Consider the following 26,929-nt stretch of genomic DNA (forward strand, 5'->3'; position numbering starts at 1 on the left):
CGGCGAGCGCCCTGCTCCGCTTTATCCCTTGGGCGCGTCTACCAATTTAACTCTTTACGTATTACGCAAAACGTAATACGATGAACATAATGATTCAAACGTTCCGATGCAAGGACACGCAAGCGCTGTACGAGGGCCAAACGCCGAAGCGGTTTCAGGCAATTGCGGATGTCGCAACCCGGAGGCTCTCGGCTCTGGACGCTTCGCACGAGCTGCGCGACCTGAAATCGCCACCCGGCAACTGCCTTGAACGGCTCTCAGGCGACCGCCGCGGTCAGCTGAGCATCCGCATCAACAGCCAGTGGCGCGTTTGTTTCAAATGGACGACGAAAGGTCCGGTCGACGTCGAAATCATTGATTATCACTGAGCAGGTTGATTCACCATGTCCAAAAATGGAATGCGCGCAGTTCATCCGGGAGAAATTCTCCGCGAAGATTATCTGGTACCGCTGGAAATGAGCGTGAACGCGCTCTCACTGGCGCTCAACGTGCCGGCAACGAGGCTGCACGAGATCGTGAAGGAACGTCGCGGCATCACGGCGGATACGGCTTATCGTCTCGCGCGCTACTTCGACACCACGCCTGAATTCTGGTTGAATCTGCAGGCCATGTTTGACCTCAAGACGCTGCCAACGCGCAGCGAAATCGATCGCAAGGTCGAACCGCGCGAGCTGACCCGCCCCTGACGCACCGGGGCGAGCGAAGGAAGCGTCGGGCCCTTTGCCATACAATGCCCAGCATCATGCCTACGCCCAAGCTCCACGATCTCCATCTCCTTCTTCCGTTCGCGCTGCCGTCGGCTGCGGACGCCGCAACCGCGCTGCATACACTCGCCCGCCCTGCGCTCGATCGGCTGCTTGCCCGCGCAACGCTCGATGAACGCGTTATCGGCGAGGATTTCCAGCGCACCCTTCCACATGAGCGCTGGATCGCGCGGCAGTTCGGCTTGGTGAACGAATCCTCAAAGCAAGCCGCCGACGAAGCGCCGCTCGCGCCCTACATGCTGCTCGCCGACGGCGGTACCCCGGGCGACGCCACGTGGGCATGCGTCGAGCCGGTCCACGTTCGTATTGCGCGCGACCATCTGGTGCTGATCGATCCGGCGACGCTCGGCGTGGAAGATCAGGAAGCGCGCACGCTTTTCGATGTCGTCAAGCCGCTGATAGAAGACCTCGGCCTCGCGATCCAGGCGCCTCAACCCGTTCGCTGGTACGTCACGGGAGAGAGTCTCGGCACGCTCGCCGGCGCGTCGCCGTTACGGGCGAGCGGCCGCAACATCGAAATCTGGCTGCCGCACGAAGCTGGCACGGGCGAACGCTCGCGGGCATGGATGAAATTGCAGAACGAAGTGCAGATGGCGTGGTTCGAACATCCGCTCAACGAAGCGCGCGAAATGCGCGGCCTGCCCGCGATCAACTCGATCTGGCTGCACGCACAGGGCGCCATGCGCAGCGTGACGAGTCCCTTTGCGCGGGTGATGTCGAGCGCAGCGGCTACGCGTGGCCTTGCGCTCGCCGCCGATCTCGTTCCGCAAGCGCCGCCGGCATCGTTCGAGGCTCTCGCAGCTGACCAAAATCAAGCCGATGGCCGCACACTGATCGAACTCGATCCGTTCTCGGCGCCGTTCATCGAGCAGGACTGGGCGCGATGGAACGAGGCGCTCGGCATGCTTGAGCGCGACTGGTTCGCGCCCGCGCTCGCGGCGCTCGAAGACGGCACGCTCGACACGTTGCGGCTTACTTTGTGCAGCGATACCGGCTCGGTATCACTGACCATTACACGCGGCGCGTTGCGCAAATTCTGGCGGCGACGCCCGATCGCCGCGCTGCTCATCGAATAGAAGTTGGAACGAATGACTCGAATCGTTACTCGCGCCCCCTCTCCCGCCGACGCCGCCGTTCTCGTGCGTCACGGCGTTCATCCGGTTATCGCGCGGCTTTACGCGGCGCGCGGCGTGTGTTCGCCGGACGAGATCGAAACGGAGCTGAAGAAGTTGCATGCACCCGTCGGGCTCAAGGGATGCGACGAAGCGGCCGTCGTTCTTGCCGATGCACTCGCGTCGAAACGCCGGATGCTGGTCGTCGCCGACTACGATTGCGACGGCGCGACCGCCTGCGCAGTGGCCGTGCGCGGCTTGCGGATGTTCGGTGCGCAGATCGACTATCTGGTGCCGAATCGTTTCGAATACGGTTATGGGTTGACGCCCGAGATCGTTGCGCTGGCAGCCGGTCGCGCGGGCGGCAAGCCCGACCTGCTGATTACGGTCGATAACGGCATTGCCAGCGTGGATGGCGTGGAAGCGGCAAATGCGCTGGGTATCGATGTGCTTGTCACCGATCACCATCTGCCCGGCGACGACTTGCCACCGGCGCGCGCAATCGTGAATCCAAATCAGCCGGGCTGCGACTTTCCGAGCAAGTGCATCGCGGGCGTCGGCGTGATTTTCTATGTGCTGCTGGCATTGCGGGCAGAACTACGGCGCCGCAACGCTTTCACCGATTCAATGCCTGAACCACGTCTTGACGGCCTGCTCGATCTGGTGGCGCTCGGAACCGTCGCCGACGTGGTCAAGCTCGATCCGAATAACCGCATTCTCGTTGCGCAGGGCTTGAAGCGGATTCGCGCGGGACGCATGCAGCCGGGCATCGCGGCGCTGTTTCGTGCGGCGGCCCGCGACGCGCGTGTCGCATCCGGCTTCGATCTCGGTTTTGCGCTCGGGCCGCGGCTGAACGCAGCCGGACGATTGTCGGATATGTCGCTGGGCATTGAATGCCTGATTACCGACGACATCGGCCGCGCGTGGGAACTCGCGCAGCAACTTGATGGAATCAACCGCGAGCGGCGCGAAATCGAAGCCGGGATGCAGGAACAGGCGCTGGAAGAACTGGCGAACATCGATCCGGCCGATTCCGCGACGCTGACGCTGTTCAATCCCGCGTGGCATCAGGGCGTGATCGGGATTGTCGCGGGGCGTTTGAAGGAGAAATTTCATCGGCCGTCGTTCACTTTTGCGCACGCGGATGACAGCGGGGTTTTATCGAAGGGGTCGGGGCGTTCCATTCCCGGTTTTCATCTGCGCGACGCGGTGGACCTGATTTCGAAGCGCGAACCGGGAATGATCGTGAAATTCGGCGGCCACGCGATGGCTGCGGGAATGACGATCGTCACCGCCGATATTCCGCGCTTCACCGCCGCGTTCGAAGCGGTCGGACGCGAATGGCTGACAAAGGACGCTTTATCGCGGGTGGTTGAAACCGACGGCGAGCTCGAGGACGCCTATTTCACGCCGCAATTCGTCGAACTGATCGATAACGCCGTCTGGGGCCAGGGCTTTCCAGCACCGGTTTTCTCCGGCGAATTCGAAGTGGCATCGCAGGCGCTGGTGAAGGACAAGCATCTGAAACTGCAATTGCGGCGCGGCCAGCAGCGCTTCAACGCCATCTGGTTCAATCACACGGACACGTTGCCGAATCGCACGGTGGTGGCGTACCGGCTGGTTTCCGATACCTGGAACGGCGTTGCGCGCGTGCAAATGATCGTGGAGCACGCGCTGGGATGAAACACATTCGCCGGGCCTTCGACGCGCCCAGCGAGCTTTCCCGCTAAGTTATAATTTCCCTCTTAGCCAAAAAACCTGAAAACGATCAAATGGAAGCGGAACGTCTAAACGCAATCGAGAACCTCCTCGCCGACCTGCGCCACCGCGCCGGCGAGCTCCGGGGGTATCTTTGACTACGACGCCAAGGCTCTTCGCCTCGACGAAGTAAATCGAGTACTTGAAGACCCGAACGTCTGGAACGACTCGAAAAACGCCCAGGCACTCGGGCGCGAGAAGAAGCTGCTCGACGGCGTCGTGACAACCATCACGGACCTCGATAACGACCTGCGCGACACGCAGGATCTCTTCGACATGGCGCGCGAGGAAAACGACGAAGACACGCTCGTCTCGTGCGAAGCGGACGCGGCAGCGCTTCAAAAGCGCGTCGAAGACATGGAATTCCGCCGGATGTTCTCGAATCCGGCCGATCCCAACAATTGCTTTATCGACATTCAGGCGGGCGCCGGCGGCACCGAAGCGTGCGACTGGGCGGCCATGCTGATGCGCCAATACCTTCGGTATTGCGAGCGCAAGGGCTTCAAGACCGAAGTGCTGGAAGAATCCGACGGCGATGTGGCCGGGATCAAGAGCGCGACCATCAAGGTGGAAGGCGAATACGCATACGGTTTCCTGCGTACGGAAACCGGCGTGCACCGGCTCGTGCGCAAGTCGCCGTTCGATTCATCGGGTGGACGCCATACGTCGTTTTCGTCGATCTTCGTGTATCCGGAAGTCGACGATTCCATCGAAATCGATATCAATCCGGCGGACATTCGCACGGACACGTACCGCGCGTCGGGCGCCGGCGGCCAGCACATCAACAAGACCGATTCCGCGGTGCGTTTGACGCACGGGCCGACGGGCATTGTCGTGCAATGCCAGAACGACCGCTCGCAGCACCGCAATCGCGCCGAAGCCATGATGATGCTCAAGGCCAAGCTGTACGAGTTCGAAATGCGCAAGCGCCAGGTCGAGAAAGACAACCTGGAAAACAGCAAGACGGACGTGGGCTGGGGTCACCAGATTCGCTCGTACGTGCTCGATAACAGCCGGATCAAGGATTTGCGCACGAACGTGGAAATCAGCAACACGAAATCCGTGCTCGACGGTGATCTGGATGACTTCATCGGCGCCAGCCTGAAACAGGGCGTGTAAGCAAAGCACGCTCAAAGCATTTTTTGCAGCGACGTTCTGCAGCAATTCACCGCAGCATGACGTCGCTGATATTTGCGGCCGTCGACCGGATCAGGTCTCAATTCAGCCGCATTCACCGTATTCATCGCCGAAGACATCATGACCGAACCGACTCAGCCGGGCGCAGCTCCCGAACTGGAAGAAAACCAGATCCTCGCCGAGCGTCGCGACAAACTCCGTGCGTTGCGCGAGCAAGGTATTGCGTTTCCGAACGACTTCCGTCCGACCCATCAAGCCGCCGCACTGCAAGCCGATTACGCCGACAAAGACAAGGAAGCGCTCGAAGCCGAGCCGCTGCAAGTCGCGGTCGCCGGCCGGATGATGCTTAAACGCGTGATGGGCAAGGCGAGTTTTGCGACTGTGCAGGACGGCAGCGGCCAGATCCAGTTCTTCATCACGCCGGCGGACGTCGGCCAGGAAGTCTACGACGCGTTCAAAAAATGGGACCTGGGCGACATCGTCGCGTCGAAGGGTGTTTTGTTCCGCACGAACAAAGGCGAATTGTCCGTTCGATGCACCGAGCTGCGCCTGCTGACCAAGTCGCTGCGCCCTCTTCCCGATAAATTCCACGGGCTGTCCGATCAGGAAATGCGCTATCGCCAGCGTTATGTCGACCTGATCGTGACGCCGGAAACCCGTCAAACGTTCATCGCGCGGACAAAGGCATTTGCGTCGATCCGCAGTTTCATGGCGAAGGCGGATTTCATGGAAGTGGAAACGCCGATGCTGCATCCGATTCCGGGCGGCGCCGCGGCAAAGCCGTTCATCACGCATCACAACGCGCTCGATATGCAGATGTTCCTGCGTATTGCACCCGAGTTGTATTTGAAGCGCCTGGTCGTCGGCGGCTTCGAGCGCGTATTCGAGATCAACCGCAATTTCCGTAACGAAGGTGTGTCGCCACGACACAACCCCGAGTTCACGATGATGGAGTTCTACGCCGCGTACACGGATTACACGTGGATGATGGACTTCACCGAAGCGCTGATACGGCAGGCGGCCGTCGACGCCCGAGGCACCGCGAACATAACGTATCAAGGGCGCGAACTGGATTTGTCGAAGCCGTTCCATCGGTTGACGATTTGCGAGGCGATTCAGAAATACGCGCCGCAATACACGAGCGAACAACTGGCCGACGCCACGTTCCTGCGTGCCGAGCTCAAGAAGTTCGGCGTCGATGCATCTCAGCCGCAATTCCTGAATGCGGGCGTGGGCGCGCTGCAACTCGCGTTGTTCGAGGAGACGGCCGAGTCGCAATTGTGGGAGCCGACGTTTATTGTCGATTATCCGCTGGAAGTTTCGCCGTTGGCGCGCGCATCGGATACGGCTCCTGGCATCACCGAGCGCTTCGAATTGTTCATCACGGGCCGCGAAATCGCGAACGGTTTCTCCGAGTTGAACGATCCCGAAGATCAGGCCGCGCGATTCCAGAAGCAGGTCGACCAGAAAGATGCCGGCGACGAAGAAGCCATGTTCTATGACGCCGACTACATTCGCGCGCTCGAACACGGCATGCCGCCGACGGGCGGTTGCGGGATTGGTATCGACCGAATGGTGATGTTGCTCACCGACAGTCCGAGCATTCGCGACGTGATCCTCTTCCCGCATTTGCGTCGGGAAGACTGATTTCCGGCAACACGGCTCATTTGTAAAAAAGGCGCGAAAAGCGCCTTTTTTGCGTTCTAACACGAATCGAGTTTGTAACTTTAGGTAAAAGGCGCCCGTGCCGCGAGGGGGCCCAAACGTTCTTATGCCTGAAAACCCTTATAAAACAAGGCCACGTAGCACATCCTGAGCCCGGTGCGGTTCTTGCATCTAAAGGTCGCATGTAAACGTTACAAATTGGTAAACCTGGCGGTTCAATCCGCCGCAAACTGGAAGCATGAAACACCGCAACGTCGCACTCTGCCTTGAGACGGAGGTTCAAAAATGGATAACAGCAACGACAACATGACCACACCGAATTCACGTAATCGCAAGATCCATCCGCTGGTTGCCACTGCTGCGGGCGCGGTCATCATCGCGAGTCTGGCGGCTACGGCAGCCGTTACCGGCCTTTTCCCGAAAGCGTCCAGCACGTCGCCGATGAATGACCAGACGCAAGCGGCGCAGGTTGCAACGCAGCCGGCTGCACCCACCGCGGCTCAAGCGCAAGCGCAGCAACAGGCTCAGCAAGCGCAACTCGCGCAGCAGCAAGCGGCCCAGCAACAGCAAGCCGCGCAGGAACAGCAGGCTCGCCAGGTTGCCCAACAACAGCAACAGCCCGTCCAGCAGCCAAACTACGCGCAGCAGCAACCTGCGCAAGCGGCGTATTGCTCGACGTGCGGCACCGTCGAAGCCATCTCGGCCGTGAAGCGTGAAGGCCATGGCACGGGCATCGGCGCAGTGGGCGGCGCGGTGGCAGGCGGTCTTATCGGTAATCAATTTGGTCGCGGGGGCGGCCGGACCGGCATGACGATTCTTGGCGCGTTGGGCGGCGGTCTCGGCGGCAACGCAGTTGAGAAACATCTACGCAGCGAAACCGATTATTCAGTACGCGTGCATATGGAAAACGGCAAGACGCGATACTTCACGTATCGCGAGCCGCCGCCGTTCAGCCAGGGCCAACGCGTGCGCATCGAGAACGGCACGCTGGCTGCGGGCTGATCTTGGTTCAACGCTAAAAAGCAAAACGGCGATTCCTTCTGGAATCGCCGTTTTGCTATGTTTTTCGCCAGCGCCGCTCAGTAATCCGCGTCCTCGATCCACGCCGCCTGAATCGACTCGAGTATCCTTTCGTTGGATTTTTCCGGGTCGTCGTCGAAACCGGCCAGCTCCGTCACCCACCGATGCAAATCCGTAAATCGCACGAACTGCGGATCGACGTTCTGATGCGCGTCGGTCAGTGCCATCGCGATGTCCTGCGTATCTGTCCACTTCATGGCAAACGCTCCTGTCTCAAGGTCCCTGATAGCTTCAGTGATTCTCTTTAGCGTGATTGATGGTGTAGCGCGGGATCTCGACCACGAGATCCTCGTCGGCGGGGGCCATCGCCTGACATGATAACCGCGACGTCGGTTCGAGTCCCCAGGCCTTGTCGAGCAAATCGTCCTCGTCCTCTTCTGAAGGCACCAACGCGTTGAACCCTTCGCGAATGATCACGTGGCACGTGGTGCAGGCGCACGACTTCTCGCACGCGTGCTCGATCTCGATGCCGTTATCCAGCAAGTTGTCACAAATACTCTTCGATGTATCCGCGTCGATCACCGCGCCATCCGGGCACAACTCGACGTGGGGCAAAACTACGATCTGGGGCATGACTTCTTTCCGTTCTATATCAGGGTGGGCTCAGACTTCGTCGAGCCTGCGGCCGGCGAGTGCGCGGCGAATGCTTTTGTTCATGCGGCGTGCGGCGAATTCGTCGGTGGCTGCGGCCAGCTCCTTGGTCGCCGCCTCGATAGCGTCGACGCTGTCGCCGGTCGTGACCGTCGCGAGCTGACCGATCAACGTTTCGATGTTCACGCGCTCGGCGTCATCGAGCAATTCGCTATCCGCGCCCAACGCCGCTTGCGATGCCTCGACCAGACGCTGTGCATCGACTTGCGCTTCGCGCAGCGCACGGGCGCGCATATCGACTTCGGCAGTGGTGAAGCTTTCTTCCAGCATGCGGGCGACGTCGTCATCGGCGAGACCGTAGGACGGTTTTACAACCACCGACGCCTCCACCCCCGACAACTGCTCGCGTGCAAACACGGATAACAGACCATCGGCGTCCACCTGATACGTCACGCGAATGCGCGCGGCGCCGGCGGCCATCGGAGGAATGCCGCGCAATTCGAAACGCGCCAGTGACCGGCAATCGGAAACGAGTTCGCGCTCGCCTTGCACCACGTGAATGGCCATTGCAGTCTGGCCGTCCTTGAATGTCGTGAAATCCTGCGCGCGCGCGACCGGAATGGTCGAGTTGCGCGGAATGATCTTTTCCGTCAGACCGCCCATGGTTTCGACGCCAAGCGAGAGCGGAATGACATCCAGCAGCAGCCAGTCATCGCCCTCGGCGCTCCGGTTGCCTGCGAGCATATCGGCCTGGATCGCGGCGCCAAGCGCCACGACCTGATCGGGATCGAGATTGATCAAAGGCGGCTGGCCAAAATACTCTTCGACCGCGCGGCGAATGACCGGCATGCGCGTTGCGCCGCCGACCATCACGACGCCCTTGATCTCGGAGGCCGAGACCTTCGCATCGCGCAGCGCCTTGCGGGTCGGAGCCAGCGTGCGGGCGACCAGCGCTTCGGTGAGCGTGGCGAACTCATCCCCGGTGACCTTGATGTCGATTTGCTTGCCATCGGAAAACACAGTCTCTATACGTGCTTCCGGCGCATCCGACAACGCTTCCTTGGCCGTGCGCACATGGTCGAGAAGCAAACGCACGTCTTCGGGCGTCGCAGGTTTTACCTTGGTCTTTGCCAGCACGTGGCGATACACCACGGCGTCGAAATCATCACCGCCCAGCGCTGAATCGCCGCCGGCCGCGAGCACCTCGAAAACGCCTTTGGTGAGCTTGAGAATCGACAGGTCGAAGGTCCCGCCGCCAAGGTCGTAGACGGCGTACAAACCTTCCGATGCGTTGTCCAGCCCGTAGGCGATCGCAGCGGCGGTCGGTTCGTTCAACAGGCGCAGCACATTCAAACCGGCGAGTTTGGCGGCGTCCTTGGTGGCCTGGCGCTGGGCTTCATCGAAGTACGCCGGAACCGTGATCACCGCGCCGACGAGGTCGTCGCCGAGTGAATCTTCCGCGCGATATCGCAACGTCGCCAGAATTTCCGCCGATACTTCCACCGGGCTTTTCACGCCGTCGATGGTACGGATCTGCACCATGCCAGGCGCGTCGACGAAATCGTAGGGCGCGTTCTCCGCGCCTTCAACTTCACTTTTGCCGCGGCCCATGAAGCGTTTCACCGAAACGATCGTATTGCGCGGATCAAGCGCCGCTTCTTCCTTGGCAACGCGGCCGATACGCCGGCCACCCTTTTCCAGATACCGGACCACCGAAGGCAACAGGTAGTGGCCCTCTTCGTCGGGCAGCACTTCAGCCACACTGTTGCGCATGGCGGCGACGAGCGAATTGGTCGTCCCGAGATCGATACCCACGGCGATGCGCCGCTGATGCGGCGCCGGAGCCATGCCGGGTTCTGAAATTTGCAGTAAAGCCATCGTTGATCTATTGGGGTTGGTTCGTCTGGTTTTAATACAGCGCCGGCGCGTCTGGGTCAGTCGAGCTTTTCGATCTGGTTGCCGATCTCGCTCGCCACACGCTCGATGAACATCAGCTGACGAACGGCTTCGCTTGCAGCCTGATCGGCGTGACTGTCGATCAACGCCGCGAGTTTCTCGAAGCGGATGCGTTCCTGGTCGCGTAGCTCGTCGAGCAGCGCTTCAAGCGCGCCCACGTTCCTTGCCGCCGCCGCATCTTCGATATTTTCGCGCCATTCCATCTGCTGCATCAGGAACGCGGGTTCCATCGCCGTGTTGTTCTCGGCGTCGGCCTGCACGCCGCGCAGCGAAAGCATGTAAGTCGCCCGTTTGAGCGGATCGCGCAGCGTCTGGTACGCCTCGTTCGCGCGCGTGGCCCACTGCATTGCAATGCGCTTTTGCGCGTCGCCTGCGGCCGCAAAACGGTCGGGATGCACCTGCGCCTGCACCGTTCGATACGCCTCATCGAGCTTTATTGAATCGATGGCGTAAGTCGGCGGGAGGTCGAACAGGTCGAAGTGACTGTCGTTGAGCGTGGCCATGGGAGGAGGATTAAATAGACTAAAAAGCAGTGACGCTAAAGAAAAAGGCGGCACGCGCCGCCTCTTTGCTGTTCTTCCGGGATGCTAAACGCGAAACGATTCGCCGCAGCCGCACTCGTCTTTCACATTCGGGTTGTTGAACTTGAAGCCTTCGTTCAACCCTTCGCGCGCAAAGTCCAGCTCGGTTCCATCGATATAGGCCAGGCTCTTCGGGTCAACAATGATCTTCACGCCCGCCGACTCGAACACCTGATCTTCCGGCGCGAGTTCGTCCACGTACTCGAGCTTGTACGCGAGGCCCGAGCAGCCGGTCGTGCGCACGCCGAGCCGCAACCCGACGCCCTTGCCGCGTCGAACCAGATACTTTTGCACGTGCTGTGCTGCCTTGTCCGTCAACGTGATTGCCATAGTCTCTCATCAGCAGTTGCTTGAATCCGGATGATTGCTCCCGGTCGCATGCTGCAGCCTTGCCTTGAATCCAAAACCCGCGCGCCCGCTGCCTTTCGCAGTTCCCGGACGCACTTCCCTGAACCGGTTACGCTGCGTGTTGCTTCGCTTCGGCCGGCACCGTTTCGGCAGCGCCCGCGCCGTGACGTTGCTTGTAATCGGCGACAGCGGCCTTGATCGCGTCTTCAGCCAGAATCGAACAGTGAATCTTCACCGGCGGCAAAGCCAGTTCTTCAGCAATGTGCGTGTTCTTGATCGTCAACGCCTGATCCAGCGTCTTGCCCTTGACCCATTCGGTCACGAGCGAGCTGGACGCAATAGCCGAACCGCAGCCATACGTCTTGAACTTCGCATCTTCGATAACACCGTCCGCGCCCACGCGGATCTGCAACTTCATGACGTCGCCGCAAGCCGGCGCGCCGACCATGCCGGTGCCGACCGTGTCGTCGTCCTTGCCGAACGAACCGACATTGCGCGGGTTTTCGTAGTGGTCCAGAACCTTGTCGCTATAAGCCATGATTCAAACTCCTTGAATTCGTATGCGTGTGCGTTCAACCGGGGCGCAAAGTGCTGCTCAGTGCGCGGCCCACTGGATCGACGAGATGTCGATGCCGTCCTTATGCATTTCCCAAAGCGGCGACAGGTCGCGCAGCTTCTGAATCTTGCCCTTCAACAAATTGATCACGTAGTCCACATCCTGCTCGGTCGTGAAGCGGCCAACCGTGAAGCGGATCGAGCTGTGCGCGAGTTCGTCATTGCGACCCAATGCGCGCAGCACGTAGGACGGTTCCAGCGAAGCCGATGTACACGCCGAACCCGACGATACCGCCACGTCCTTCACCGCCATGATCAGCGACTCGCCTTCAACAAAGTTGAAGCTGATGTTGAGGTTATGCGGCACACGGGTCGCCATGTCGCCGTTCACATAGACCTCTTCCATCTCCGACAAACCCTTCAGCAGACGGTCGCGCAACATACGCACGCGCTCGTTTTCGGTCGCCATTTCTTCGCGCGCGATCCGGAAAGCTTCGCCCATGCCGACGATCTGATGCGTCGCCAGCGTGCCCGAACGCATTCCGCGCTCGTGACCGCCGCCATGCATTTGCGCTTCGATACGAATCCGCGGCTTGCGGCGCACGAACAACGCGCCGATACCCTTCGGACCGTACGTCTTGTGCGCCGAGAACGACATCAGGTCGACCTTCAGCTTCTGCAGATCGATTTCGATCTTGCCGGTGGCTTGCGCGGCATCGACGTGAAGCACGATGCCCTTCGCACGCGTGATCTCGCCGATCGCAGCAATATCCTGGATCACGCCAATTTCATTGTTCACGTTCATCACGGACACGAGGATGGTGTCCGGACGGATCGCAGCCTGGAATACGTCCAGATCGAGCAGACCGTCGTCCTTCACATCCAGGTACGTGACTTCGAAGCCTTCGCGCTCGAGCTCGCGGCAGGTATCGAGCACGGCCTTGTGCTCGGTCTTCACCGTGATGATGTGCTTGCCCTTGCTCTTGTAAAAATGCGCCGCGCCCTTGATGGCGAGGTTGTCCGATTCCGTTGCGCCCGACGTCCAGATGATTTCGCGCGGGTCGCAATTGACCAGCTTCGCCACGTTCTCGCGCGCCTCTTCGACCGCCCGTTCCGCGTCCCAGCCATACTGATGGCTGCGCGATGCCGGATTGCCGAACTGCTCGCGCAGGTACGGAATCATCTTGTCCACCACGCGCGGATCGACCGGAGTCGTTGCGCTGTAGTCCATGTAAATGGGCAGGTGGGGAATGTCGTTGTTCATCAGTTGCTCCGGGGTTTGACTCAATTGGCTTTTTCAGGCGAGACAGCCGCGTCGATTCTTCAGATGCGCGGCAGCCGTCAGCCAGCCAGGTTGAAAACGGAATTCGGTCCTTTTGGCGCCACACGGGCTGGCTCTACGCTCGCCGTATCGGCGCGGCGATCGCGCAATACCGCCGGCGATCCATCGCGCGCACGCTGCTGGTCGACGAGATCTTTCAGCGAGACCGAATCGAGATACTCGACCATCTTCTGATTGAGCGTGGACCAGAGTTCGTGGGTCATGCAATGGCCGTCGTGCTGCTTCGTGCCTTCGCACGCACCCTTGCCGCCACACTGAGTAGCGTCAATAGGTTCGTCCACCGCGATGATGATGTCCGCAACCGTGACGTTTTCAGCACGGCGCGCGAGATTGTATCCGCCACCCGGACCCCGCACCGACTCCACGATTTCGTGGCGGCGCAGCTTGCCGAACAACTGTTCGAGGTAAGAAAGCGAAATGTGCTGGCGCTGGCTGATTCCGGCCAACGTCACCGGGCCCTGCTCCTGGCGCAATGCCAGGTCGATCATCGCCGTGACGGCGAAACGGCCTTTCGTGGTGAGTCTCATGGTTTGTACGCTACCGGGGGCTACTGCTAATACTGGATGATTTTGCTCAAGTATAAATAGCCTACGGATTTAGTCAAGTATCTCAGGCTCATTTATTAGGAATTCTCTGAGACGTTGCGGGCGTTGAAACATGCCGACGCCAGTGCGCTCAAGCCACCAGTTGCGTGCGCAATGCCTTTAGCAGGCCTTCGCAGGCGTCTTCGCACTGATCGAGCACGCGTTCGAAACCCTCGTCGCCACCGAAGTACGGATCGACCACTACGCGGCTGTCATCGCGCGTGGCGAACTCCATCAGCAACCTGATCTTGTCGCGGTACTCCGCCGGGCAGACCTTTGCAAGGGCGGCGGCATTTGCATCGTCCATTGCTATCAGGAGGTCGAAACGCGCGAAATCCTCTATCCGCACCTGCCGGCCACGTAACATCGACAAGTCATAACCGCGCGCTTTTGCCGCGCGCTGGGCGCGTTCATCTGGCGGATGGCCAATATGCCAGTCGCCAGTACCCGCCGAGTCGACGACAATCCGGTCCGCAAGTTTCGCCTTTCCAACTTGATGCAGCATCACCGCTTCGGCGCTAGGCGAACGGCAGATGTTGCCAAGACAGACAAAGCAAATGGCGATAGTGTTCATCGGGTTCCGGACATCGTTGGCTTGAGGCGGTGATCGCACTTCACGTGCCGCCTTGCAAGCCCATGAAGCGAGCGTTCACACGCGGTCCCGGATTATACAAAGGACGTTGTTTTTTCGCCCGATAGACGCGCTTAGAACGGCTGTGACACCGTGACTGATGGCGAGTTTGCCGGTACGGAATTGTCCGAATCTACAAGGCCCAGTGAAATAGCACGTGCGAATTCGGCGCTGACGGTTGCGGCGCTTTGCGGGTGCGCCGCAGCGCCCGCCATTGGATGAATGGCATGGCAATAACCCGCGAGGGCCAGCGGAACAAGCATGGCAACAGGCCAGTAGGTCGATATTGTCTTTTTCATTTCTAACCCCTTTCTCGTGTCCCGTGGGCTGACGGACCCACTGCAGGACATTTCGATTTTAAGGGTTAGTCCTAGTCCGATAAAGGCGTTTGAGCACAAAGCATTGTTGCAGTTGTGTCAACAGCGCGTGCCCCATTGGCGTTGTATCGCGATGGAACCCTCGTGCTGTTTGGTCGCCGTCACTTGCGGCCGCGTTACCAACGAGATAAAACTTTACAAACTTCTTGCGACATCCTGTCGTCAATGCTGTCAGATACGGTAATCAACCACCGTTTGCAATACTCGATATGAAACTCGCAGCCGCAGGCCTCATCCTCGTTTCGTCCGCCCTTGTCGCGGGTTGCGCCGTCTATCCGGACGGCACGCCTGCGTATGCATCGGGCGGCTATTCGTCTTACCCCGCGTACCCCGGCGGATACGATCCCGGATACTACGGCGCGCCGGTCGTGCAATCCGGCGTGGTGATCGGCGGAGGGTATTACGGTGGCGGCCCGGGGCCACGGTATTGGGACGATGGTCCCGGATATCGCCGCCCGCCTCCGGGAGGATGGGGCGACCGAGGTGACCGAGGCGGAAACCGCGGCGGCGACCGTGGTGGCGACAGAGGCGATCGCGGCGGCCATGGCGGCCAGCAAGCGGGTGGAGGCGGCCCGCAGCAAGGCGGCGGCGGTCGTCCGCCACAGGCTGGCGGGCCAGGAGCGCAACCGCAACCGCAGCAACAGCAGGCGCGCACGCCTTACGTCGGCCGCTCGAACTGGAATAAGCCATCGCCGGTTCAAGGGCCACAGGGCTCCGAAAGGAACCACTGACCCTCGCCGCTTTCTTCGCACAAGGCCGTCCCTGATCAATCGATCCGGGACGGCTTTTTATTGTGCATAGATACGCTGGGGGACAGAAAACGCTGCCGCATTGATGTCCGACCGTCTTTCGCACTTTTCACAATACGAGATACAATCATGATTCCGCTGTTTGACGTATCAACTGATTTTCTCCATGAGCGATACGAACCCGGAATCCAGAACGTCCATACAGGTGATCGAGCGCATGATGCGTCTGCTCGACGCGCTCGCCGCGCACACCGATCCCGTCAGTCTTAAAGAACTCTCGCAGAGCACGTCGCTGCATCCTTCGACCGCGCACCGGATCCTGAACGACATGGTGACGTGCCGGCTGGTCGACCGTTCCGATCCAGGCACATACCGGCTCGGCATGCGGCTGCTCGAACTCGGCAATCTGGTGAAGGCGCGGCTCTCGGTCCGTGAAGCGGCCATGCCGCCGATGCGCGAACTGCATCGCGAGACCGGGCAGACCGTCAATCTTTCGGTGCGTCAGGGCGATGAAATCGTCTATATAGAACGCGCATATTCGGAACGCTCGGGCATGCAGGTGGTGCGGGCCATCGGCGGGCGGGCGCCGTTGCATCTGACATCGGTGGGGAAACTCTTTCTCGCCGCCGACGAATCCGCCCGGGTCCGCGCCTACGCCACGCGCACCGGACTATCGGGGCACACGCAAAACAGCATCACTGATCTGGCCAAGCTGGAGCGCGAGTTGTCGTTCGTACGCAGCCAGGCTTGCGCGCGCGACAACGAGGAACTGGAGCTCGGCGTGCGCTGCATCGCGGCAGGAATTTACGACGATACCGGCCGGCTGGTCGCGGGCCTGTCACTTTCCGCGCCGGCCGACCGGCTGCAGGATTCGTGGCTGAACCAGCTAAGTGGAACGGCGCTTGAGATCTCGCGTTCGCTGGGTTATCGGCCGGAACCGAGCGCGGATTCGCAGCAACGCTAAGCGCAATTATCTGCAGCTTGGAAACTCAAAAGCCGGTTTTATCTTTCGATAAAACCGGCTTTCTACGTTTCGCAGAGTCAGACGCGAATCAGGTGCCCCCACCGCCGGCATCGGCGCTGGTAATGTGCGGCTCTCCGGCGGTTTCGAGGAAACCGCGCAGACGGCCGGCGTCGGCGAAACGCGAATATTTGCCCGACGAGTCAAGCAAGATAATGACGACAGGACGTCCGTTGATGGTCGTCTGCATCACAAGGCACTCGCCCGCTTCATTGATGAAGCCGGTTTTCTGCAGACCGATTTCCCAACTCGGATTACGGATCAATGCATTCGTGCTGTTGTAAGCCAGATTGCGCTTGCCGGTGAACACGTCGTAGCTGCGGTCGGTCGAGAACTTGCGAATCAACGGATACTGATAAGCCGCGTTGACCATCTTCACCAGATCACGCGCGCTCGACACGTTCTGGCTCGTCAATCCTGTGGAGTTTTCGAAGTGCGTGTCGGTCATGCCGAGCATCTTCGCTTTCGCGTTCATTGCGGCGATAAAGCCAGGCCGGCCATTCGGGTAATAGCGCGACAAAGCGGCAGCAGCGCGATTCTCCGATGCCATCAGCGCAATGTGCAGCATGTCTTCGCGGTTCAGTTCGGAACCGACAGCGAGACGCGAACCTGTGTACTTCTCGTAGTCTCGGTCTTCATCGGTGACGTTGATTTCTTCGGTAAGCGGCGCCTTGGAATCCAGCACGACCATGGCCGTCATCAGCTTCGTGATTGACGCAATGGGCACGACGGCGCGCGAGTTTTTATCGAAAAGCGTTTCCGACGTGTTCTGGTCGACCACATAGGCGACGCTCGAACGCAGCGCGAGACTGTCCGGCGTTTCATGCAGGCCGAACGCCTGGCCCACGGTCGGCGGGCGCGGCTGGTAGGCAACCGATCGCACGGCGGAACGGCGGCCATGCGCATCCATCCGATAACTCACCCGGTGCGCGCGCTTTCCGCGCGCCGCGGGCGCGGCTTCGTCATCAGCAGCGGCAGCAGCGACTTTCGCCGTTTTCACACCCTTGGGCGCGCGCGTGGCAACTTTAGCCGGCTTGGCGGATTTTGCTTGAGGCGCAACTGCGGGTTTAGCGGATCTCTTGGCAGACTTTGAAGTTTGGGTCTTGGCAAAGGCGTCGACCGGTGCGGCCGCGAAAGACGTCGCGAGCGCCACCGACACGGCAACCGACAGCGCGGTGCGGACTGCAACGCCGTGGATCACCCTGAGCGACGAAAACATTTCGGTTTTCATTAGTGTTCTGTTCTGGACCGGCGAGAGAGTGTCGCCAGTGTAGTAAAGCTTCGAAAAATTAGCAATATTAAGCACTTATCGGCAGTACTTAAACTGAATTGTAAGAGACGAACCGCGAGAGCAACTACGTTCTTGGGCGCAATCGTAAAAAAACATGGCAATCGGCACAATCGTTTTGATCGTCACACGCAATTGCCAAAGCTTGGCTATCAGCGCACTAACGGCAATAGTTCGTGAAACTTAAGACACTTTTTGAGGCGGCCTTGATAGAAATCCGCAATAAACGGCGCGGAACGCTCAAAGCGAAAAAATCTCACAAAGCACGAGTGCACTACCGACGTGTTGCGCTGAAGTACAACGGTTCAAACGGCCTTTCGACCACGCTCGCGCATTTTTGTTCATACAAAATTTCACGAACTTTGGTCAGTTTCGAATGTTAACGTTTGTTTAACACATTTGGTGTACCGCGTTTCAAACCTTTTCAAATGAACGGTCCCCTCCGGTAAGCCCGGCATGCTTTGCGCGCGTTAAACCGGCCGCGACCGATGCAAGCTGAATGGTTTGCAGATGGATATCGACCGTTATGTCGATGTCGCGGCCATACCCCCCCGCCATTGCGACCGCGACCGGCAAGCCGCGCTCACGTGCCGTGGCGAATACCAGCGAATCGCGCCGCGCGAGCCCATCGATGGACAACGCCAGACGGCCAAGCCGATCGCCGATATGGGGATCGGCGCCTGCCAGATAAATCAGCATCGCTGGCCTCGCGCGCTCGAACATCATTGCCAATGCACTCGCAAGCGCTTCCATATAGGTGTTGTCGTCGCAGCCGTCGGGCAACGCGATATCCAGACTGCTGGTTTCCTTGCTGAACGGATAGTTGGATTCGCCATGCAGCGACAGCGTGAAAACGCTCGGGTCGTCCTTGAAAATCGACGCTGTGCCGTTGCCCTGATGAACATCCAGATCGACGATTGCGATTTGCACTGCGCCTTCGCCCCTCTCCCGCGCCTCGGCTTGCATGACGCGAGCGGCGACGGCGGCATCATTGAAAACGCAAAACCCCGCGCCATGTGACGCGTACGAATGATGCGTTCCTCCCGCGAGATTCACGGCAAATCCATCCTGACGGGCGGCGCGGCAAGCCGCGATAGTGGCGCCCACCGAACGACGCGCGCGTTCGACCATTTCCGGCGACCAAGGGAAACCGATTTCTCGCTGGGCAGAGTCATCGAGTGAACCGGTCGCCACCCGCGCGACATAGTCGGCGGCATGCACGCGTTGGAGATCCGAGTCGGCCGCGATTGGCGCCTCTTCCAGTTCGACATCGGGCAGTTCAGCTTCAACGCGCTCGCGCAACATCCTGTATTTCTGCATCGGAAAGCGATGCCCAGGTGGTAACGGAAGGACGAAGCGGTCGCTGTAGTAAGCCTTCATTGAAACAAAATTCCAATTTATTGAGACATGATCCTAGCATCCGAATCGTTTGCGCTCTTCGCCCCAAACTGGTGCGATAGATCCCGGAATATGGTTCCAGATATGCTAATCGAATCACGTAAGCCGTTGTTTAATAAGATTTCATCGAATGTTGCGACGCACAAAAAGATGCTTGACATCTTTAGGAATATGCCTAAAATGGGTTCCATGTTGCGACGCACCAATAGCTGTTTCGCCTCATACGGTTCCGGAACTTCCGGCGCCGCCAAAACCCACGACCCGCGCTGATGATGGGTCGACTTTCAGGAGCGTGACATGACCCTTTTGACCCCGGAACAAATCGCCGCCGCCAACAAAGCTCAATTCGACACGCTGTTCGGCTTGACGAACAAGGCGTTCGAAGGCATGGAAAAGCTGCTTGAGCTGAATTTGCAAGTCGTGAAGTCGACGCTGGCTGAAAGCCAGGAAAACACGCAACGCGTGTTGTCGGTGAAGGACGCGCAAGAACTGCTCGCATTGCAAGCCAGCCTGGCTCAGCCGGTCGCGGAAAAGGCGCTGTCGTATGGCCGCCATCTGTATGAAATCGCATCGTCCACGCAAGCCGAGTTCGCACGTGTTGCCGAAGCTCAGTACGAAGACCAGAATCGCAAGGTGCAAGCACTCGTTGACAACGTTGCAAAGAACGCGCCGGCAGGTTCGGAAACGGCAGTCGCCGTGATGAAGTCGGCCATCACCGCCGCCAACACCACGTACGAAACCATTCACAAGGCAAGCAAGCAAGCTGTTGAAATCGCTGAAAGCAACTTCAACGCAGCCGCTACGGCCGCTACGAAGGCTGCATCGCAGGCAACCGCTCAAGCTTCGCGCGCTGCTGTAAAGAAGACTGCCTAACGACGTGCTTCAAACTTTTGCGCCAGATTTCGGATGTGAAAGTTTGAATGCCGCGTAGACGCGAAAAGCCGCTCCAACTCATGTTGGAGCGGCTTTTTTACGCGCTAAAAAAGCGGCGCGTTCTGTTCAGAACGCGCCGCTTTCAATCACTAGCCGCGATACCTTACTTCTTGCGCTGCGGCGGCAAATCCGTACACACGCCTTCATACAACTCGGCGGCCATGCCGATCGACTCACCGAGCGTCGGATGCGGATGAATCGTCTTGCCGATATCCTCCGCGTCCGCGCCCATTTCGATTGCCAGACACACTTCGCTTATCAGGTCGCCCGCGCTCGTGCCCACGATCCCGCCGCCGATGATCCGGTGCGTTTCTTCGTCGAAGATGAGCTTGGTGAAACCTTCGTCGCGGCCATTGGCGATCGCGCGGCCCGATGCAGCCCACGGGAACACCGCCTTGCCGTACTTGATGCCTTCGGCCTTGCACTGGTCTTCCGTCTTGCCGGCCCATGCCACTTCGGGATCGGTGTAGGCAACCGACGGGATCTGCAATGCATCGAAGTACGCCTTCTCGCCATGCGCCGCTTCGGCCGCAACATGGCCTTCGTGCACGGCTTTGTGCGCGAGCATCGGCTGGCCGACCAGATCGCCGATCGCAAAGATATGCTCGACGTTCGTGCGCAACTGTTTGTCGACGTTGATAAACCCACGATCCGTCACCGCGACGCCGGCCTTGTCCGCGCCGATCTTGCCGCCGTTCGGACTGCGGCCGACGGCCACGAGCACGAGGTCGTAGCGTTGTGCATCGGCGGGGGCTTTTTCGCCTTCGAAGCTTACGTAGATCCCGTCTTCCTTGGCTTCCGCCTTGGTCGTCTTCGTCTTGAGCATGACGTTGGCGAAGCGCTTGGCGTTGAACTTCTCCCAGACCTTCACGAGATCGCGATCCGCGCCGGCCATCAGGCCATCGAGCATTTCGACTACATCGATCTGCGCGCCCAAGGCCGCATACACCGTCGCCATTTCCAGGCCGATAATGCCGCCGCCAATCACCAGCATGCGCTTCGGGATCTGACGCAATTCCAGCGCACCGGTCGAGTCGACCACGCGTGGATCTTCCGGCATGAACGGCAGCTTCACGGCTTGCGAACCCGCCGCGATGATCGCCTTCTTGAACTGCACGACCTTCTTGCCGCCCTCGCCTTCGATCTCCATGTGATTCGGGCCGACGAACTTGCCGACGCCCGTCACCACCTGCACCTTGCGCGCCTTCGCCATGCCGGCGAGACCGCCGGTCAGCTTCTTGACGACGCCCGACTTGAAGTCGCGCAGTTTGTCGAGATCGATGGTCGGCTCGCCGAACGAGATGCCGTGGTGCGCGAGCGCCTTGGCTTCTTCGGTGATCGATGCAGCGTGGAGCAAGGCCTTCGACGGAATGCAGCCGACATTCAGGCAGACGCCGCCAAGCGTTGCATAGCGTTCGACGATGACCGTGTTCATGCCCAGATCGGCCGCGCGAAACGCCGCCGAATACCCGCCAGGACCGGCGCCGAGCACGAGCATCTCGCATTCGATATCGGCCGAGCCCGAGAACGATGCGGCCTTCGGTGCGGGCGCCGCGGTGGCTTTTTCGGCAGGCTGCGGCGCTGCGGTCTTCGGCTTTTCTTCGACCTGGCTCACGCCGCCGCCCTGGCCTTCGAGCGTCAGGATCACGGAGCCTTCGGAGACGTTATCGCCGATCTTGACCTTCACTTCCTTGACCGTGCCCGCTGCGGGCGATGGCACGTCCATGGTTGCTTTATCGGATTCAAGCGTGACGAGCGATTGCTCTTTCTCGACCGTATCGCCGGCCTTCACGTGAATTTCGATCACCGGGATGTCTGTGAAATCGCCGATGTCCGGCACCTTCACGTCCTGCGATCCGCCGCCCGCGGGTTTCTGTTCGGCAGGCTTGGGTGCAGCGGCTTCTTTCGGCGCAGGCGCGGGTGCTTCGGCCTTGGCTTCTACCGGAGCGGCGGGTTTTTCGGCTGGCTTTTCGCTGCCTGCGTCGGCGGTTTCCACTGTCGCGATCACGGTGCCTTGCGAGACTTTATCGCCGGCTTTGACTTTGACTTCCTTGACCGTGCCGACGAGATCGCTGGGCACTTCAATGGAAGCCTTGTCGGATTCGAGCGTCAGGACGCCTTGTTCTTTTTCGATGGCGTCGCCGGCTTTGATATTGACTTCGATGACGTCGACGTCTTTGAAATCGCCGATATCGGGTACTTTAAGTTCGGTGAGACTCATGTTGTCCCCTAAATGAGAAGCCGGCAGAACCTGCGAAAGCAATCGGTTCTGCCGTCGGCAGACTTGCCTGTCTTTGCCTTGATGCCATGCAAAGCAAGTTCAATGAGATGGCTGGCGGCCCCTGCAAAGCGGCCCGCCAAACCCAAAAAGTCACAGACTCACTCGGCGGAAATCCGCCAGCACAGCAGAAAGGTAGGCATTGAACCGCGCGGCCTCGGCGCCATCGATAACCCGATGATCATAAGACAGCGACAAGGGCAGGATCAGTCGCGGCACGAACGCCTTGCCGTCCCAAACCGGCTTCATCGCGCCGCGCGACAATCCGAGAATGGCCACTTCAGGCGCGTTGATGATCGGCGTGAAATGCGTTCCGCCGATCCCGCCGAGCGACGAAATCGAGAAACATCCGCCCTGCATTTGATCCGGCTTCAGCTTGCCTTCGCGCGCAGCCTTCGACAGGTCGGCCATCTCCTTGGCGACATCGACGAGACCCTTCTTGTCGGCGTCGCGGATCACCGGAACCATCAAACCGTTCGGGGTATCGGCGGCAAAACCGATGTTGTAGTACTGCTTGAAGACGAGGTTGTCACCGTCGAGGCTCGCATTGAACGTCGGGAATTTCTTCAGCGCGGCAACGACTGCCTTGATCACGAAAGCGAGCATGGTGAACTTCACGCCGGCTTTCTCGTTTTCCTTGTTCAACGTCACTCGCAGTGCTTCGAGGTCGGTGATGTCGGCTTCGTCGTTGTTCGTGACGTGCGGAATCATGACCCAGTTGCGATGCAGGTTCGCGCCCGAAATCTTCTTGATGCGCGAGAGCGGCTTCGGATCGACCGGACCGAACTTCGTGAAGTCGATCTTCGGCCACGGCAGCAGGTTGAGCTCGCCGCCACCGGCCGGCGCTGCAGCAGCTGCAACCGGCGCCTTGCCCTGACCGGTCATCACGCCCTTCACGAACGCGGTGACGTCCGCTTGTGTGATGCGGTTCTTCGGACCCGAACCTGTGACGCTCGACACATCCACGCCAAGCTCGCGCGCGAACTTACGCACGGACGGCGATGCATGGCTCGACGTACGCGCACCACCTTCGCCGGCGGGAATTGCCGGCGCCAGCGCGAGTGCGGACGGTGCTTCTTTTTGAGCTGGAGCGGCCTGCGCGGGGGCGGCAGCTTTGGGAGCTTCCTGCTTCGGGGCTTCCTGCTTAGGCGCCGCGGCCGGAGCCGAAGAGCCCGCACCACCTTCCAGCACTACGATCAACGTCCCTTCCGACACGTTGTCGCCAACCTTGACCTTGAGTTCCTTGACCGTGCCCGCTGCGGGCGACGGCACGTCCATGGTGGCTTTGTCGGATTCAAGCGTCACGAGCGATTGCTCTTTCTCGACCTTGTCGCCTACCTTCACGTTCACTTCGATAACCGGAATATCCTTGAAGTCGCCGATATCGGGCACCTTCACTTCAACCGGTCCACCGCCTGAGGACGCCGCAGGCGCAGCGGTTTCGGCGGTCTTTTCCTTGGCAGGTTCCGCTGGCTTTTCAGCAGCCTTCGGCGCAGCAGCAGGAGCCGCCGCTTCGCCGCCTTCCAGTACGACGATCAACGAACCTTCCGAAACGTTGTCGCCGACCTTGACCTTCACTTCCTTCACGACGCCGGCTGCCGAACTCGGCACGTCCATAGTCGCTTTATCGGATTCGAGCGTGACGAGCGACTGCTCTTTCTCAACCGTATCGCCTGCTTTCACCAGCACCTCGATCACCGGAATGTCCGTGTAATCGCCGATATCCGGCACCTTGACTTCGATCGCTTGACTCATTGTTTATTGTCTCCTGGGTCGCGACGCGAAAATCGCCCTGGCACAAGGCTAAACGCCAAGGCCGGGGCGACTTCACGCAGCAACACTCGGGGGCCGATGCGTTAAACCGTCATCGGGTTGGGTTTGGCGGGGTCGAGCTCATACTTCTTGATCGCCTCGGCGACGACCTTGCGGTCGATCGTGCCTTCGTCGGCGAGCGCATTGAGCGCCGCGACGGTGACCCAGTAGCGGTCGACTTCGAAGAAATGGCGCAGCTTTTCACGCGTGTCCGAACGGCCATAACCGTCCGTGCCGAGCACGACAAACTTGTTCGGCACGAAACCGCGAATCTGGTCGACGAGCGCACGCACGTAATCCGTCGATGCAATCACCGGGCCCTTCGCGTCTTTCAGCAACTTGGTCACGTGCGCAACACGGCGCTCTTCGGTCGGATGCAGCAGGTTCCAGCGCTCGACGTCCATGCCGTCACGCGCCAGTTCCGTGAAGCTCGGAACGCTCCAGAGATCCGCCGCGACGTTCCAGTCGTTCTTCAGCAAGTCGGCAGCAGCAATCACTTCATTGAAGATCGTGCCCGCGCCCATCAGCTGAACGCGCGGCGCAGTTGCATCGGCATCCGACTTGCGGAACGCGTACATGCCCTTGACGATATCGGCCGCAACCGAATCGCTTTGCGGGATCGCCGGGTGCTCGTAGTTCTCGTTCATGACCGTGACGTAGTAATACACGTCTTCCTGCTCGGCCACCATGCGGCGCAGACCGTCCTGCATGATCACGGCGAGTTCGTAGCCGAAGGTCGGGTCGTAGCTCACGCAATTCGGGACCGACGCCGCCCACATCAGCGAGTGACCGTCTTCGTGCTGCAGGCCTTCGCCGTTCAGCGTCGTGCGTCCGGCCGTGCCGCCCAGCAAGAAGCCGCGCGAACGCATGTCGCCCGCGGCCCAGGCCAGGTCGCCGATGCGCTGAAAACCGAACATGGAATAGAAGATGTAGAACGGGATCATGATCTCGTTGTGAGTGGAGTACGACGTCGCCGCCGCAATCCAGTCACACATCCCGCCCGCTTCGTTGATCCCTTCCTGCAGGATCTGGCCAGTTTCCGATTCACGATAGAACATCAGCTGGTCGGAATCTTCCGGCACGTACTTCTGGCCGTCCTGATTCCAGATACCGATCTGGCGGAACAGACCTTCCATGCCGAAGGTACGCGATTCATCCGGCACGATCGGCACGATCCGCTTGCCAAGTGCCTTGTCCTTCAACAGGATGTTGAGAATCCGCACGAACGCCATGGTCGTGGAGATCTCGCGGCCCGGACCCGTGCCCTTGAGCACCGGTTCGAACACCGACAGATCCGGCACCGGCAGCGACTCGGCCTTCTGACGGCGAGCCGGCAGATAACCGCCGAGTTCCTGGCGGCGAGCGCGCATGTACTCGAGTTCCTTCGAACCTTCTTCGAACGTCAGGTACGGCACGTCGGCGATCTGGTCGTCGGGGATCGGCAGCTTGAACTGGTCGCGGAATTTCTTCAGCTGATCCGTGTGCAGCTTCTTCTGCTGGTGCGTGATGTTCATGGCCTGGCCGGCTTCGCCCATGCCATAACCCTTGATGGTCTTGGCAAGAATGACCGTCGGCTGGCCCTTCGTCTTCGATGCTTCCGCGTAAGCCGCGTAGATCTTGTGCGGATCGTGGCCGCCGCGATTCAGATTCCAGATGTCTTCGTCGGACCATTCTGCAACCATCGCCTTGAGTTCCGGCGTGTTGAAGAAATGCTCGCGAACATACGCACCCGATTCCGACTTGTAGGTCTGATATTCGCCGTCGACGACTTCCATCATGCGGCGCATCAATGCACCGGTTTTATCGCGCGCGAAAAGCGAATCCCAGCGGCTGCCCCACACCACTTTGATCACGTTCCAGCCTGCGCCGCGGAACTCGCTTTCGAGTTCCTGGATGATCTTGCCGTTGCCGCGCACCGGGCCATCGAGACGCTGCAAGTTGCAGTTGATCACGAAGACGAGGTTGTCCAGACGCTCACGTCCGGCCATGCCGATCGCGCCGAGCGATTCCGGCTCATCCGTTTCGCCGTCTCCGAGGAACGCCCAGACCTTGCGGTTACCCGCCTTGGCGATACCGCGCGCATCGATGTACTTCATGAAGCGCGCTTGATAGATCGCCATGATCGGGCCGAGGCCCATCGAAACGGTCGGGAATTGCCAGAAATCCGGCATCAGCCACGGATGCGGGTACGAAGAAATGCCTTCGCCGCCCACTTCCTGACGGAAGTTGTCGAGCTGGCTTTGCTTCAGGCGGCCAAGCAGGAACGCGCGGGCATACACGCCCGGCGACGAGTGACCTTGCACGAACACCAGGTCGCCGCCGTGTTCGGGCGACGGTGCGTGCCAAAAGTGGTTGAAACCAACGTCATACAGCGTTGCGGCCGACGCAAACGAAGCGATATGACCGCCCACGTTCGTATCCTTGCCGGCGCGCAGCACCATGGCAATGGCGTTCCAGCGCGTGTAAGAACGGATCTTGTGTTCGATGTCCTGGTCGCCGGGAATCTTCGACTGGGCGGCAACCGGAATGGTATTGATGTATGGCGTGTTTGCCGAGAACGGCAGATGTTCGCCGTGCACGCGCGCGAATTCGATCTGCTTCTCAATCAGGTAATGGGCACGATCCGGGCCTTCCGCCGAAATCACGCCGTCGAGGGCCTCGAGCCACTCAGCAGTTTCCTGGGGATCTTCGTCGTCTTTTGCGTTGGCGACATATTTCATCACTTCGTCGGGTACAGCTGACATGCTCGTCTCCTGATTTGAGGAACGCTCTGTGAACAGTCGACGCGAGCCTCATGGAAAACCGCAGGATCAACCACGGAAAACATTGGGGACAAGCGCGCGTGCGGCAATTCTAAAGAGGCTCTAAACGGTAAGGCAAGCAATTTTTCGAATCATGAGAGGCAATCTCATAATGCGGAAAAATGCTGCAACGCACCGTGGGACAAGGACTTTTTGAGAGAGGTTTAG

Annotated in this window: 25 protein-coding genes; 10 read left to right on the forward strand and 15 right to left on the reverse strand. The window is 59.7% G+C overall.

Annotation, left to right across the window (positions count from 1 at the left end):
• Window positions 1-80: 80 nt before the first annotated feature.
• The 7 genes from HB633_RS06670 to HB633_RS06700 all read left to right on the forward strand — a co-directional run bounded on the left by HB633_RS06670 (window position 81) and on the right by HB633_RS06700 (window position 7,438).
• A complete protein-coding gene (locus HB633_RS06670) occupies window positions 81-368 on the forward strand; it encodes a type II toxin-antitoxin system RelE/ParE family toxin (protein WP_276572786.1) in 288 nt (95 codons plus the stop codon).
• A 15-nt stretch (window positions 369-383) separates the two neighbouring features.
• Window positions 384-686 carry a HigA family addiction module antitoxin gene (locus HB633_RS06675; protein WP_213777343.1) on the forward strand — a complete coding sequence of 101 codons (303 nt, stop codon included), beginning with the start codon at window positions 384-386 and terminating at the stop codon, window positions 684-686.
• A gap of 44 nt (window positions 687-730) precedes the next feature.
• Window positions 731-1,840 (forward strand): regulator, encoded by a 1,110-nt coding sequence (locus HB633_RS06680; RefSeq protein WP_213777344.1) that lies wholly within the window; start codon window positions 731-733, stop codon window positions 1,838-1,840.
• Window positions 1,841-1,852: 12 nt separating this feature from the next.
• Window positions 1,853-3,559, forward strand: coding sequence for a single-stranded-DNA-specific exonuclease RecJ (gene recJ, locus HB633_RS06685; protein WP_213777345.1), 1,707 nt, complete (start codon window positions 1,853-1,855; stop codon window positions 3,557-3,559).
• Between the two features lie 89 nt (window positions 3,560-3,648).
• A protein-coding gene (prfB, locus tag HB633_RS06690) for a peptide chain release factor 2 (RefSeq protein ID WP_213777346.1) occupies window positions 3,649-4,753 on the forward strand; the annotation gives its coding sequence in 2 pieces (ribosomal slippage) (window positions 3,649-3,729 and window positions 3,731-4,753; 1,104 coding nt in all).
• Between the two features lie 138 nt (window positions 4,754-4,891).
• Complete coding sequence (lysS, locus tag HB633_RS06695; RefSeq protein ID WP_213777347.1) at window positions 4,892-6,418, forward strand: lysine--tRNA ligase; 1,527 nt, start codon at window positions 4,892-4,894, stop codon at window positions 6,416-6,418.
• 303 nt (window positions 6,419-6,721) lie between these two features.
• Window positions 6,722-7,438 (forward strand): glycine zipper 2TM domain-containing protein, encoded by a 717-nt coding sequence (locus HB633_RS06700; RefSeq protein WP_213777348.1) that lies wholly within the window; start codon window positions 6,722-6,724, stop codon window positions 7,436-7,438.
• A 77-nt stretch (window positions 7,439-7,515) separates the two neighbouring features.
• Here the strand turns inward: HB633_RS06700 and iscX are convergent, their stop codons facing one another.
• From iscX to HB633_RS06750, 10 genes are all read right to left on the reverse strand, one after another.
• A complete protein-coding gene (gene iscX / locus HB633_RS06705; RefSeq protein ID WP_213777349.1) occupies window positions 7,516-7,713 on the reverse strand; it encodes a Fe-S cluster assembly protein IscX in 198 nt (65 codons plus the stop codon).
• A 34-nt stretch (window positions 7,714-7,747) separates the two neighbouring features.
• Entirely contained in the window at window positions 7,748-8,089 is a 342-nt protein-coding gene (gene fdx / locus HB633_RS06710; protein ID WP_060816902.1) for an ISC system 2Fe-2S type ferredoxin, read from the reverse strand.
• A 30-nt stretch (window positions 8,090-8,119) separates the two neighbouring features.
• Complete coding sequence (gene hscA / locus HB633_RS06715) at window positions 8,120-9,985, reverse strand: Fe-S protein assembly chaperone HscA (RefSeq protein ID WP_213777350.1); 1,866 nt, start codon at window positions 9,983-9,985, stop codon at window positions 8,120-8,122.
• Between the two features lie 56 nt (window positions 9,986-10,041).
• On the reverse strand, window positions 10,042-10,566 hold the full coding sequence (hscB, locus tag HB633_RS06720; protein ID WP_213777351.1) for a Fe-S protein assembly co-chaperone HscB: 525 nt from the start codon (window positions 10,564-10,566) through the stop codon (window positions 10,042-10,044).
• Window positions 10,567-10,650: 84 nt separating this feature from the next.
• Window positions 10,651-10,974 (reverse strand): iron-sulfur cluster assembly protein IscA, encoded by a 324-nt coding sequence (gene iscA, locus HB633_RS06725; RefSeq protein WP_047896463.1) that lies wholly within the window; start codon window positions 10,972-10,974, stop codon window positions 10,651-10,653.
• A gap of 127 nt (window positions 10,975-11,101) precedes the next feature.
• Window positions 11,102-11,530 (reverse strand): Fe-S cluster assembly scaffold IscU, encoded by a 429-nt coding sequence (iscU, locus tag HB633_RS06730; protein WP_213777352.1) that lies wholly within the window; start codon window positions 11,528-11,530, stop codon window positions 11,102-11,104.
• Window positions 11,531-11,587: 57 nt separating this feature from the next.
• Window positions 11,588-12,811 carry an IscS subfamily cysteine desulfurase gene (locus HB633_RS06735; protein ID WP_213777353.1) on the reverse strand — a complete coding sequence of 408 codons (1,224 nt, stop codon included), beginning with the start codon at window positions 12,809-12,811 and terminating at the stop codon, window positions 11,588-11,590.
• 77 nt (window positions 12,812-12,888) lie between these two features.
• Window positions 12,889-13,416 carry a Fe-S cluster assembly transcriptional regulator IscR gene (gene iscR / locus HB633_RS06740; RefSeq protein ID WP_213777354.1) on the reverse strand — a complete coding sequence of 176 codons (528 nt, stop codon included), beginning with the start codon at window positions 13,414-13,416 and terminating at the stop codon, window positions 12,889-12,891.
• Between the two features lie 148 nt (window positions 13,417-13,564).
• Complete coding sequence (locus HB633_RS06745; RefSeq protein WP_213777355.1) at window positions 13,565-14,047, reverse strand: low molecular weight protein-tyrosine-phosphatase; 483 nt, start codon at window positions 14,045-14,047, stop codon at window positions 13,565-13,567.
• Between the two features lie 131 nt (window positions 14,048-14,178).
• Complete coding sequence (locus HB633_RS06750) at window positions 14,179-14,403, reverse strand: hypothetical protein (protein ID WP_213777356.1); 225 nt, start codon at window positions 14,401-14,403, stop codon at window positions 14,179-14,181.
• A gap of 287 nt (window positions 14,404-14,690) precedes the next feature.
• Here HB633_RS06750 and HB633_RS06755 point away from each other — a divergent pair, with 287 nt between their 5' ends.
• Both HB633_RS06755 and HB633_RS06760 read left to right on the forward strand, forming a co-directional pair.
• Window positions 14,691-15,212, forward strand: coding sequence for a hypothetical protein (locus HB633_RS06755; RefSeq protein WP_213777357.1), 522 nt, complete (start codon window positions 14,691-14,693; stop codon window positions 15,210-15,212).
• Between the two features lie 184 nt (window positions 15,213-15,396).
• Window positions 15,397-16,194, forward strand: coding sequence for an IclR family transcriptional regulator (locus tag HB633_RS06760; protein WP_213777358.1), 798 nt, complete (start codon window positions 15,397-15,399; stop codon window positions 16,192-16,194).
• 88 nt (window positions 16,195-16,282) lie between these two features.
• Here the strand turns inward: HB633_RS06760 and pbpG are convergent, their stop codons facing one another.
• Both pbpG and HB633_RS06770 read right to left on the reverse strand, forming a co-directional pair.
• Window positions 16,283-17,482, reverse strand: coding sequence for a D-alanyl-D-alanine endopeptidase (gene pbpG / locus HB633_RS06765; protein WP_213777359.1), 1,200 nt, complete (start codon window positions 17,480-17,482; stop codon window positions 16,283-16,285).
• A 471-nt stretch (window positions 17,483-17,953) separates the two neighbouring features.
• Window positions 17,954-18,919 carry a histone deacetylase gene (locus tag HB633_RS06770; RefSeq protein ID WP_213777360.1) on the reverse strand — a complete coding sequence of 322 codons (966 nt, stop codon included), beginning with the start codon at window positions 18,917-18,919 and terminating at the stop codon, window positions 17,954-17,956.
• A gap of 315 nt (window positions 18,920-19,234) precedes the next feature.
• Between HB633_RS06770 and HB633_RS06775 the strand changes: the two genes are divergently transcribed.
• A complete protein-coding gene (locus tag HB633_RS06775) occupies window positions 19,235-19,810 on the forward strand; it encodes a phasin family protein (protein ID WP_056352480.1) in 576 nt (191 codons plus the stop codon).
• 163 nt (window positions 19,811-19,973) lie between these two features.
• Here the strand turns inward: HB633_RS06775 and lpdA are convergent, their stop codons facing one another.
• The 3 genes from lpdA to aceE all read right to left on the reverse strand — a co-directional run bounded on the left by lpdA (window position 19,974) and on the right by aceE (window position 26,704).
• Complete coding sequence (lpdA, locus tag HB633_RS06780; RefSeq protein WP_213777361.1) at window positions 19,974-22,091, reverse strand: dihydrolipoyl dehydrogenase; 2,118 nt, start codon at window positions 22,089-22,091, stop codon at window positions 19,974-19,976.
• A 150-nt stretch (window positions 22,092-22,241) separates the two neighbouring features.
• Window positions 22,242-23,903, reverse strand: coding sequence for a dihydrolipoyllysine-residue acetyltransferase (aceF, locus tag HB633_RS06785; RefSeq protein WP_213777362.1), 1,662 nt, complete (start codon window positions 23,901-23,903; stop codon window positions 22,242-22,244).
• A 101-nt stretch (window positions 23,904-24,004) separates the two neighbouring features.
• Entirely contained in the window at window positions 24,005-26,704 is a 2,700-nt protein-coding gene (aceE, locus tag HB633_RS06790) for a pyruvate dehydrogenase (acetyl-transferring), homodimeric type (RefSeq protein ID WP_213777363.1), read from the reverse strand.
• Window positions 26,705-26,929: the final 225 nt, after the last annotated feature.

The organism is Caballeronia sp. dw_276, assembly GCF_018449635.1.
Lineage (GTDB): Bacteria > Pseudomonadota > Gammaproteobacteria > Burkholderiales > Burkholderiaceae > Caballeronia.